At 53.7% G+C, this 10,407-nt stretch carries 10 protein-coding genes; 5 read left to right on the top strand and 5 right to left on the bottom strand.

All coding sequences use genetic code 11. The features are described 5' to 3' along the window. The 4 genes from BM229_RS17865 to BM229_RS17880 form a co-directional block, all read left to right on the top strand. Window positions 1-253, top strand: a 253-nt coding sequence (locus tag BM229_RS17865) for a type IIL restriction-modification enzyme MmeI (protein ID WP_139226319.1), incomplete at its 5' end; no start/stop codon positions are given. Further along, the gene (locus BM229_RS17870) at window positions 253-666 is read left to right on the top strand and encodes a hypothetical protein (protein WP_093928994.1); all 414 of its coding nucleotides are present in this window, start codon (window positions 253-255) and stop codon (window positions 664-666) included. The genes BM229_RS17865 and BM229_RS17870, both read left to right, overlap by 1 nt. After that, a complete protein-coding gene (locus BM229_RS17875) occupies window positions 663-2,711 on the top strand; it encodes a DEAD/DEAH box helicase (RefSeq protein ID WP_093928995.1) in 2,049 nt (682 codons plus the stop codon). Before BM229_RS17870 ends, BM229_RS17875 begins: the two co-directional genes overlap by 4 nt. Continuing rightward, entirely contained in the window at window positions 2,704-3,894 is a 1,191-nt protein-coding gene (locus BM229_RS17880; RefSeq protein ID WP_093928996.1) for a GIY-YIG nuclease family protein, read from the top strand. Before BM229_RS17875 ends, BM229_RS17880 begins: the two co-directional genes overlap by 8 nt. Window positions 3,895-3,960: 66 nt before the next feature. On the opposite strand, the gene BM229_RS17885 is transcribed toward BM229_RS17880, so the two are convergent. Together BM229_RS17885 and BM229_RS17890 are read right to left on the bottom strand one after the other, a co-directional pair. Then, window positions 3,961-5,109 carry a helix-turn-helix domain-containing protein gene (locus BM229_RS17885; RefSeq protein ID WP_093928997.1) on the bottom strand — a complete coding sequence of 383 codons (1,149 nt, stop codon included), beginning with the start codon at window positions 5,107-5,109 and terminating at the stop codon, window positions 3,961-3,963. Continuing rightward, window positions 5,106-5,825: a hypothetical protein gene (locus BM229_RS17890; protein ID WP_139226320.1), complete on the bottom strand. Its 720-nt coding sequence runs from the start codon at window positions 5,823-5,825 to the stop codon at window positions 5,106-5,108. Before BM229_RS17890 ends, BM229_RS17885 begins: the two co-directional genes overlap by 4 nt. A gap of 273 nt (window positions 5,826-6,098) precedes the next feature. On the opposite strand from BM229_RS17890, the gene BM229_RS17895 reads away from it, so the two are divergent. Then, window positions 6,099-6,626 (top strand): 3'-5' exonuclease family protein, encoded by a 528-nt coding sequence (locus BM229_RS17895; RefSeq protein WP_244152278.1) that lies wholly within the window; start codon window positions 6,099-6,101, stop codon window positions 6,624-6,626. Between the two features lie 112 nt (window positions 6,627-6,738). Here BM229_RS17895 and BM229_RS17900 read toward each other — a convergent pair whose 3' ends face one another. From BM229_RS17900 to BM229_RS17910, 3 genes are all read right to left on the bottom strand, one after another. Then, a complete protein-coding gene (locus tag BM229_RS17900) occupies window positions 6,739-7,713 on the bottom strand; it encodes a hypothetical protein (RefSeq protein ID WP_093928999.1) in 975 nt (324 codons plus the stop codon). Window positions 7,714-7,715: 2 nt separating this feature from the next. After that, on the bottom strand, window positions 7,716-9,176 hold the full coding sequence (locus tag BM229_RS17905; RefSeq protein WP_093929000.1) for a hypothetical protein: 1,461 nt from the start codon (window positions 9,174-9,176) through the stop codon (window positions 7,716-7,718). Continuing rightward, window positions 9,173-10,407, bottom strand: a 1,235-nt coding sequence (locus BM229_RS17910; protein WP_139226321.1) for a tyrosine-type recombinase/integrase, incomplete at its 5' end; no start/stop codon positions are given. The genes BM229_RS17910 and BM229_RS17905, both read right to left, overlap by 4 nt.

Genomic DNA, 10,407 nt, shown 5'->3' on the forward strand with positions numbered 1-10,407 from the left:
CACCGAGAAAAACAAAGCCGACCTGACCACCAGCGCCGAAGACATCCTGCTCGCCCGCGAGGCGCATTTCCCCGCCACCATCGCCGATCTCTACAATCCCGACACCATGCCCGAAAACCTGCGCGCCGCCCACGCCCGCAACGACGAGGTGCTGGAACGCATCTACATCGGCCGCCGCTTTCGCAACGACACCGAGCGGCTGGAAAAGCTGTTCGAGATGTATACGAAGATGACCAGCAAGGTGAGCGTGTGATGTTTGATCGCATTGCCTACGGCGATCTGAATTCGCGCCAGAAGGAAAACTACAACTTCCAAAAGATCGCTGCGCGACTGGCCGATTATGGCTTCAACAGCATCCGCCTGACCGATGATTGGCAAGGTGCCGATTTCATCGCCGTGCATATCGACGGAGAGACCTTCCTCAAGGTGCAGTTGAAAGGCCGACTGATCATTGATCGCAAATATCAGGGCAAGGGGATCCACGTCGCCTTTATCTATGGTGAGGATGTCTATCTTTACGATCATGATGCCTTGGTTCACTTCATGGAAGAGAACGACAAGATTGGTGCGGCAAGTGTATCCTGGCATCAACAGGGTTTCCGCACGTGGCCCAGCCCGCCAGCGTGGGCCATTACATATTTGAACGATTTCAGGATTTCGAAATGACCAAATCTGTCCCCTCCGTATCCGTCAAATATGAAGCTAACGGCGCATCGACCAGGTCCAACGAGATGGGCATGCGCCAGATGCAGGAGCGCGCATATGAGAAGCGGGGCGAACAATATCTTTTGATCAAGTCGCCGCCCGCGTCGGGAAAGAGCCGGGCGCTGATGTTCATCGCGCTGGACAAGCTGCACAATCAGGGAGTCAAACAGGCCGTTGTCGTCGTGCCAGAGAAATCCATCGGCGCAAGTTTCGGCAATGAACCATTGAGCAAGTTTGGTTTCTGGAAAAACTGGCAGGTGGCTCCGAAATGGAACCTGTGCAATTCACCTGGAACAGATGGCGGCAAGGTCAAGTCGGTCGGAGCTTTTCTCGAAAGCAGCGACGAGATATTGGTCTGCACCCATGCCACATTCCGGTTTGCGGTGGAGAAATTCGGGATTAAGGCTTTTGACGACCGATTGATCGCCGTCGACGAATTCCACCATGTTTCATCCAGCGAAGACAACATCCTGGGTAAACAGCTCAACGATTTTATCACCCGCGACCGGGTGCATGTCGTTGCCATGACCGGCAGCTATTTTCGCGGCGATGCAGCCCCGATCCTTGTGCCTGAAAACGAGGCCAAGTTCGAGACCGTCACCTACACCTACTATGAGCAGCTGAACGGCTACAAACACCTGAAAACCCTCGATATCGGGTATTTCTTCTACTCCGGTTCCTATGCGGACGACATTCTCAAGGTGCTCGATCCGAACGAGAAGACAATCCTGCACATTCCGAACGTGAATTCCCGCGAAAGCACGAAGGATAAACATCGTGAGGTCGAACACATCATCGACGCACTTGGTGATTGGCAAGGTGCAGACCCTGTGACGGGCTTTCAGCTCGTGACAACTTCGGAAGGTAGGGTGCTGAAGATCGCCGATCTGGTGGATGATGAGGCAGTAAAGCGCGACAGGGTTACTGCCGCGCTGAAGGATCCGGCGCAGAAGAACAACCGCGATCATGTGGACATCATTATTGCCCTGGGGATGGCCAAGGAAGGCTTTGACTGGATCTGGTGCGAACATGCGCTAACGGTTGGTTACCGAGCCAGCCTTACAGAGATTGTGCAAATCATCGGCCGTGCCACTCGCGATGCGGAAGGAAAATCACGCGCCCGTTTTACTAACCTGATTGCCGAGCCTGATGCGGCCGAGGCTGCTGTAACTGAAGCGGTGAATGACACGCTGAAGGCTATTGCAGCGAGCTTGCTCATGGAGCAGGTTCTTGCCCCGCGATTCAACTTTACAGCCAAAAGCGTCAAGAGCGGTCCGGTTGACGGGTTTGACTATGGTGAAGGTGGCTATGATACGAAGAAGGAAAACGTCGGATTTGACAAGCAGAGCGGCCAGTTCCAGATCGAGATCAAGGGCCTCGCTGAACCCAAAAGCGAATTTGCACAGCGCATTTGCCATGAGGACCTGAACGAGGTGATTACTGCCTTCGTGCAGGACAAAACAGCCATCGAACGGGGGCTGTTCGACGAGGAGTTGGTGCCTGAGGAACTGACCCAGGTTCGGATGGGTAAAATTGTCGGGGCCAGGTTCCCCGAGCTGGATGCCGAGGATCAAGAGGCTGTGCGCCAGCATGCAGTGGCCGCGCTGAACCTTACCCAGAAAGCCAAAGAGATTGCGCTTTCCAGCGCAGGTGACGCAGAAGTAAGCGGCAATACGGCGCTGATCGATGGCGTGCGTAAGTTTGCCATGGACGTCCGCGAGCTCGACATTGATCTGATCGACCGGATCAACCCGTTCGGTGAAGCCTATGCCATTCTCGCAAAATCTATGAGCGAGGAAAGCCTCAAGCAGGTCGCTGCGGTGATCTCGGCCAAGAAAGTCCAGCTTTCTCCTGACGAAGCCCGTGATCTGGCGCGCCGGGCTGTGAAGTTCAAGCAGGAGCGGGGGCGGTTGCCTTCGATTACATCGGCTGATGCGTGGGAAAAGAAGATGGCCGAAGGCGTCGCCTTCCTTGCCCGCATGAAGCAGGAGGCAGCCAATGGTTAAAGAGTTTACCTCGGATGACGACGCTCTGCTCGCTGAGCTTGGTGTCGAAGTCGAAACGAAAAAGGCCATCAGTCGCACGCCGCGTGAAGAGCGCATCATCGCCGGTTTTGAAGAGATACAGCGCTTTACCGAAGAGCAGGGGCGGCAGCCGCACCATGACGAAAACGGGGACATTTTTGAGCGGCTATACGCTGTGCGGCTGGACCGTATCCGTGATGTGCAGGAGTGTCGTGAGCTGGCGAAACCGTTAGACCATCAAGGGCTTCTGACCGCACCTGTGTCAACGTTGCCCACTGACACAGATGATCTTGATGATGATGCGCTTTTGGCTGAGCTGGGCATCGAAGTGGATGTGCTCCCGATCACAGAACTGAAGCACGTTCGCTCAACTGCTGAAAAAAAGGCGGCGGAAGACATCGCGAACCGTGATCGGTGTGAAGACTTCCACACCTTCAAGCCGCTCTTCGAACAAGTGCAAAACGAGCTAAACAGTGGCCTACGTGAAACACGGCCTTTCGAGATGAAGGCCGAGATTGAGAAAGGGCGGTTTTTCGTCGTCAGCGGCCAGAAAGCTTATGTCGCAGAAAAGGGTGAGACAATCATCACTGACCAAGGGCGCACTGATGCCCGCTTGCGCGTGATCTTTGACAATGGAACCGAGAGCAACATGCTGATGCGATCGCTCCAGCGGGCGTTGAATAAGGATGAAGCTGGGCGCCGGATCACAGAACCGACCGCTGGCCCATTGTTTTCAGATCAGACAATCGACGGTGATGAGGCAAGCGGGACAATCTACGTTCTTCGGAGCAAGTCTGACCATCCGCTTGTAACCGAGAACCGAGAGCTGGTGCATAAGATCGGTGTCACCAACCTGAGCGTCGAAAAGCGCATTGCTGGCGCACATCTTCAGCCTACTTTCTTAATGTCAAATGTCGAGATCGTGGCGACCTACGAACTTTATAACATCAATCGCATAAAGCTCGAAAATTTGGTTCATCGCGTTTTTGAGCCTGCACGGCTTGAGATTGAGATTATGGATCGGTTTGGACGCCCTGTTGTGCCGCGTGAATGGTTTCTTGTGCCACTCTTTGTGATCAAGGAGGCGGTTGAGAGGATCAAGGACGGATCGATTTCTGGATACCGATACGACCCTGGCAGCGCCAGTTTTTTGAAACAAGGATGATGGGGTAGTCGGCGCTCTACGATGGGTTCGCCCAATAAGTCAGATCAGCACCTATGATGAATAGGTTTAGCCCTCTTGAATGGGCTTCAATTGGATCACGTTCGAACCTGATGCAGCCAAGGGACGACCAAATATCTCCATCTCGCCACTGCGGGGTAAAGATAGGCGCTGACGGACTTGACCGAGTAACAATTCGCTACCAGCCTCTATTGCTTCAACGGCACGTCGAAACATCCGCGGCATCTCAAGCGGCATCTCCTTGTCGAATGGTTCTCCACGCTTCCCACGATATCCGTTCTTAGAAGCGCGGATATTCAAAGCACGCGCCCATTCAGGGTCACACAAGCCTAAGTCTTGCGCGCGTCGAATCTGAGCAAGTATTGAGATGCCCCATTCCTGCTTATGAGAGGCAAATTCTTCCAGAGACGGATACTGGATACATTTTAGGAATGCCTCCCGCGGGAAGAGAAGTGCCCCGGCGAACCTATGCGCTTGCTTTTCGATTGCTTGGTAGGTCTGAGCGTGACGAACCTCTTTTTCCGTGACCGAACCGAAGTGTGCCAACGCATGATAAAGCTCATGAGCGAGATTGAATCGCATCCGAACTGCCGAAGTCTCAAGCGTATTTGTGCCGACAATTGGTCGTCCGATATGATCAGCCCAGCGAGAATATCCTGACTGCTTCTCGTTCTCGATTTCAAATGCGAGTATGGGAATGCCAATGTTCTCAAGAGCGAGACACATATCGGGAATAGGATAAGATCCAATGCCCCAAATATCCCGGCAATGATCTGCGAGATCTTCGATCTTCTCGTTTGAAACTGATGCCCAGTTCTCGGGCCAATGTTCCAAACGGGGAAGATTAAGATCAGGAAAATCAACATATTCAGACAAAACGGCGAACGCCTCGGCTCCCCACTCGATGCGTTGTGAGGTCTTGTTTTGGGAGCGAAGAGGTTCTGATGCTTGTCGACGCCAGAAAACGGGACCACTCATCGGAGGCGGCATGGACCTCAGAAAAAACTGTCTTGGAAAAGCTGTCTTGTCAGCAATAGCTTCAAAAGTTTCCTGCCGAGGCAGAGACGCACCCGTTTCGAGCGCAGCCAATGCATTAGTGGATATTTCCAACATGCCGCTCAAGGCAGTTTTTGTCAGGCCCCGTGACTCACGAGCTTGGGTGAGGCGTTCGCCAATAAATCCTTCTACCCGTTTCATCGTTCAATATCTTTCTCTCCCAAGTTTCTTTTCAGCGTTACCACAACCCGATCCTCTTGGGTTGGACGCATGGCTTGTTCCCTGAGGGTCTTGGTCCAATCGAGCATTGCGCTGAGTTCGCCGTTCAACACGTTCGCTTGAAGAAGCCAAGAGCTAAAAGACGCGTCAGGAACCACGAGCCTCATCATTTCAAGTGCTGTATCGCGACGGTTCAAGCCACCCGCCCGCATACCATGCTGGATGACTACAAGCATTGTGTTCCGCACACTAATCCTCTGCCGCCAACCGTCTCCAAGGTCCATCTCAAGTTGTCTAATGGCGAAATGTGAAGCCGCCAAGTCTGCCTTATAAGCAGCATGTTCTGGGCGAGATGAAAGATTATCTATAGGCTCTGTCAGTATGAGTAATTGACCCATCTGACCGACGACGATTTTCTGTCCATTGCACCCGAGTGTCTTTAACTGAATCGGCGCGCTATGCTCACTGCAGGTCTGCATGAGGGCTTGCATACCATTACTTCGGCGAAATTTCCGCACTGCTTGAAGGTCAATCGGATCCCACTCTGAATTTGGGCGAGGCAATACAAAGCCCCCAGGCGGTCGAACTACGTCCTCGTAAGCCTTTGAGTATCTTCCGTGAAGAGCATCTTTGAGCGAATCTAAAAATGGTTGGTGGAGATCTCGTTGCAAGACTCCCAAAACTTCAGAATCAGTCATTTGACACCCACGCAGCTCCAAGTTATGGGGAATATAGTCAAAAAAACACCAAGTGACAATATTGGATTGTCGACTAACCTACCGCTTTTCGCGGCCATGCTTTTGTTGTGCCTTGAGCTAACAGGGCTGGACTGAAGCGTCCGAAGCCATGGGAAGGGCGGATTACTGGTGCAAGAGTAGCGGACCGGTCATAATCGATCCACTAAGGAACGCTTACCCTCAGGCCCGATGCTTTTTTTGAAAGGGTTATCCCGTGAGATGAAACAACACAGCATGAGTAATTTCGCCATCTTGGACTTTGAAGCTTCGAGTCTTTCTGCTGTTAGCTGGCCGATTGAAATCGGCCTTTCGTGGATTGAGAAGGACGCGGTTCAGACGTGGAGTTCGTTAATCTGTCCTGCAGCCGCTTGGGATCTTTCTGACTGGTCACCCCAGAGTGCCGCAGTCCACAATATTCCTTTTCTGAATTTGGAACCTGCCCCATCGGTGGCCGATGTAACCCAGGCATTCTTGAAAGCTTTGGGTGCTCGATGCCTTGTTTCAGACGCTCCTGAGTTCGAAGCGCGCTGGCTTACCAAGCTATTTTGTGCCGATGGCCGTGACGAGATACCTCCAGTTAAAGATTATCATGAAGTCTCATCCACACTGTATTCGGGATACGCCTTGGACATGCTCTACGAGACACTGGAACGCCGCGCTGCTCCGCACCGCGCCGGTCCAGACAGCGCACGGCTTGCAACCGGCTGGCTGAAAGCTTCCAAGCATCAAGTTCGGAGGGGACAGAAGGGCATGATCTCATGATCAAACCTACTACGTAGTAGTTCTAAGACATGTTGTGCACCTTCGCATCACACGAGAACTTATCAAAACGGAATATCGCCAGCAATTTTGCACGTGATTTCTTCGTTCTTGATCACTGGCCCTTCAGTAGCTGTGGATTCTGCGCTTCCGATACAGAAGAGCCTGTCAGTATAAAGGTAGGACCCTCGCTGACGGGCAGCAGAGCCTTACGTGCACGCTGAATATAGATGCGCCAAGTGCTCAGCTTTATAGGCTCCAGGCTTTGCGCGGCATCATGGCTCAGCTGGTCTGCATTGATCAGCGCTAAGAAGTCGGCTGGAGTATGTGCGCTTTGGTCGTGATACAGGACAGTGCGCCAGAGCCGATCAAGAGCGTTCTGGGTTTGGCGATCGCTGCTGGTGTAGATGGCCTGTAACCAGTCCGGTAGGTCTACTGAGCACCTTTGCTGCCGCATCGTTGTTGGCAGTGTCAAATCCGACCGCAGAAATCCAGAAGCTTGCACCTGTGGTTGTTTCGACAGCCGGACAAGAAAGAGAAATATGCCGCGGACTTCCGCCTCGTTTTGCGGTTCGACACCGACAAGCTGCTGTTTGATCCATGCGCTGGTGATCTGAATCGGCTTCAGGCCATCTTGTTTCGCGCGGCACCTCACCCGGCCAAGTGACCCCGATGATTTTGACATCTCAGTGTCCGCAAGAACCTGTAAAGCAGACCAGGGGTCAAGGTCAGGCCTAAACAAACCAATGGCCCGTTTGAACGTGAAAACCAGACGCATGTGATTGTTCCTTGGGTTGCCCGGAATTCGCTCACAGATTTCCGGCGCTATCTCCTCCCATTCATCCGGCAACAGCGTTCCGAACGCTTCTACACGATGATCAAGATTGCCGAGAACATGTGCCAAAATTCTGAAATCCACCGTCCTGTGCACCCAATCTACGGGACTTGGCTGTCCGCGCTGAACCGCGTCTTCGAGAGCGGCTTTAAGGTCGTGGAATGTGACCACGCTCCTTTGAATGTGCAGCGCAGGGCTATCGGTTTTCTGATCGTTGTGCGGAGTGAAGTCAGTCACGTGTGTCAAAGCGCTCATGTTTAAGAAAAATCCACTATGTCATCTAAGGAAAAGGTTTCAGCTCGAGCCGAAAAAGCATCTGCGGCCACGTCAGCAGAAATCTTTCTGGCGTGATCGTCACGGTATTTTTGAAAGCTGCGATTGCCTCGGTGGCCCATAGCGGTTTTGCCATAGTCCAGGCCCGGCTCTCCCAGATCGGCAAGAAAGGTTTGCAACAATGTGCGCGCCAAATGACTTGAGGATCCAATCGCATCATCCCAAGTTCGTCCGAACCAACCATATGCGACAGGGTCGCCCTCATAGCGTAAAAAAATTGGCCGGTGTTGCGTCATAGCTTGATCGCGTAACTGCGGCAGGTATCGTGGGTCGTTGTCACCCAGCAATAATGCGTTGAAGAAGATGTTGAAACTGGGCTGGAAATTGACGTTCAGCATCTTTCCAACCTTTGATTGAGTGTATTTGAAAGCATAGCTGTTCGTATCTGCGTGGTAGAAAACACCCTTTCCCCATAACATGCGATCGACGACATCACGCGCGCGCGGTGGGCAGGCGACCGTGATGCCGCGAGCGCAAGCTTTCAGGCGTCGCTGGTGGCGGTGGGCAACGTTAGAGGTGGCATTGGCCTCTTCGAGATGAATGCGTGCTGTGGCCAGTGTTACGGGCAGTGTAGGGGCTTGAAGAGCATTGAACATTTTTATTGGTGTTTGCCTGCTTTCGAGCCCTGTGAAGCCACGGTAATTCCGATCGAACCTTTCCGAGGTGGGATGAGACGCCCCGTGGTGCGTGGCAAAGCGACGTAACTCTTCAGCAGTGCTACGTAGATATGCCCATCTCGGCTGTGCCTCGGCCGGGTCTTCACCGTTCTCGATGGCCTTTGCAGTGGAGCGGTCAATCAGGTCATCGTAAAGTGCGCACTCGGCTTCAGCGCTCTCAATATCTATCGGCATTCCTGATTGGTCCGCCGACCAAGCGAACATGCCAAGGCGTCGTTCCATGCGCTCTATGATGGATAGGGCGTAGGTCTGATCGCGCCGCAATTTGCGTAAGGTCTGTTGCCAATCCAGTGGCAGTTCACTGACGGGGACGGAGACCGTGCGTCGATAAGTGCGGCGTATCCCGTGGTTGTGGGTCCGGTAAGACGAGCGATGCTGGAACTCTTCACCGGCGGCAGTAGCGGCTTCGATAAGTGCCTGGCTAAACCCCAGAGCCTGTAAGGCTCGGCTTAGAGCTTCGATTTGTATGAGCCCATCGAGCTGCCAGATTTCGACGGCATTGGGGTCTGCAGGCTTGGAGGGGATTGCCAAGGACAAGAAAGCCCGGATGTCCGCTACTGCCGGTGCCATGATGCGGTGATGCGCGCAGAACCCTATAAACGGTTCCAGCGCCTCAAGCTCGACCGCGGTGGCATTCGCAATGCCAGGCAAATGGGCAACGCCCCTCATGTGTGGCGCGCGGAGAATGGCTTGGATGCGACGCGTCATTTTTTGCTCCTTTTCCGGATCGTGCGCTCCGCTACGGCAGCAGCTTCTTCCATCGCGTCTTGTGCAATCTTGGCGCTGCTGTCGGGATCAAGGAACGCGTAGCGTTTGCTGCAAACCGCCTCGGAGTTAGCAAGCATATCGGCAATGTTCCGCATGGATTCTCCCATACGGACCAGAATACTGGCGAACCCGTGGCGGAAGCGGTGGAAGGTCATCGGCACACCTGCATCATTGGCCGCCGACTGAAACCACTGGCGAAAAGTTGACGGATGAAGGCGCCCGCCGGGCACCCGAATTGACGGAAAGAGGTAGATGCTTTCGTTCTTTGAATCGATCAGCGGCCGGATCGATTTGAGATACCAGTCTAATACCGCTGGACCCTGGCGATTCACACGAGGGGTCATCTCCGGGATCTTCACGCCGGCCTTGGCTTCCTCGGCTGGAATGAAAAACTCCCAACCTGCCCGTGGATTGATATTTGCCCGACGCCCGCGGTGGCGCAGCCAAATTGCATTGCGCAAGCGCAGCGGTCTGCCGGTCAGCATGATGGCGCAGACTGCGGCGCATACCCCGAGGCGGATTACGCGGGGGCGGTCTTGAGCACTGAGACGATCCGCGTCGAAAACGCCATTTTGGTCCAGCGCATTTTTCATGACCTCTTCAGCCTTGACGCGAAAGATGCGATGCAGATTGTGAAACCTTCGCTCTTTTTCCGGATTTTTCACGAGGTCCCGACACCAGGCCTGAATATGCTCGGGCATTTCGTCGCGACCAGCATCTTTGAAGTATTCACTCGATTTTATCCGCAATTTGATGTCGGCCACGTCAGCTGCGTCGAAGGCCTCGGCATTTCTCTCGAGGATCATGCGGATTGTCTTGTAGTAGGTTAGAGCGGAATCGGCCTGGACCGCCGATGGAAGATGCTCGCGATCTTCCGTAGCGCGGATCGTCGCCGAGATATGTTCGGGCGCAAATAATGCGTCTACATCATTGGCGGTCTGAAGGTCGGAGACGGGCCTGTCATACGCTGTATCGGGATCGGTCGGGCAATACGGTAGCAACTTGAGATGATAACGCAGCGCCGCGCGATAAGAGTTCTTCGTTTCTTGTGAAACTGCATCATGAACCTTGCTCGTATTGATATCGATCCGCGTTGCCGCGCTGGATACAAGCTGGTCGATCCGCGCCTCGATGTGCGGCGGCAAAGCGTCGGCCAGACGTCGCGCGGGGG

Origin of the sequence: Sulfitobacter dubius, assembly GCF_900113435.1 — a bacterium.
In the GTDB taxonomy this organism is placed as follows: Bacteria; Pseudomonadota; Alphaproteobacteria; order Rhodobacterales; family Rhodobacteraceae; genus Sulfitobacter; species Sulfitobacter dubius.

Excerpts from the sequence above, each read along its gene's own strand:
- BM229_RS17870 (WP_093928994.1), top strand. The coding sequence starts at position 253 with ATGTTTGATCGCATTGCCTACGGCGATCTGAATTCGCGCCAGAAGGAA.
- BM229_RS17900 (WP_093928999.1), bottom strand. The coding sequence starts at position 7,713 with ATGAGCGCTTTGACACACGTGACTGACTTCACTCCGCACAACGATCAG.
- BM229_RS17905 (WP_093929000.1), bottom strand. The coding sequence starts at position 9,176 with ATGACGCGTCGCATCCAAGCCATTCTCCGCGCGCCACACATGAGGGGC.
- BM229_RS17875 (WP_093928995.1), top strand. The coding sequence starts at position 663 with ATGACCAAATCTGTCCCCTCCGTATCCGTCAAATATGAAGCTAACGGC.
- BM229_RS17895 (WP_244152278.1), top strand. The coding sequence starts at position 6,099 with ATGAGTAATTTCGCCATCTTGGACTTTGAAGCTTCGAGTCTTTCTGCT.
- BM229_RS17880 (WP_093928996.1), top strand. The coding sequence starts at position 2,704 with ATGGTTAAAGAGTTTACCTCGGATGACGACGCTCTGCTCGCTGAGCTT.
- BM229_RS17890 (WP_139226320.1), bottom strand. The coding sequence starts at position 5,825 with ATGACTGATTCTGAAGTTTTGGGAGTCTTGCAACGAGATCTCCACCAA.
- BM229_RS17885 (WP_093928997.1), bottom strand. The coding sequence starts at position 5,109 with ATGAAACGGGTAGAAGGATTTATTGGCGAACGCCTCACCCAAGCTCGT.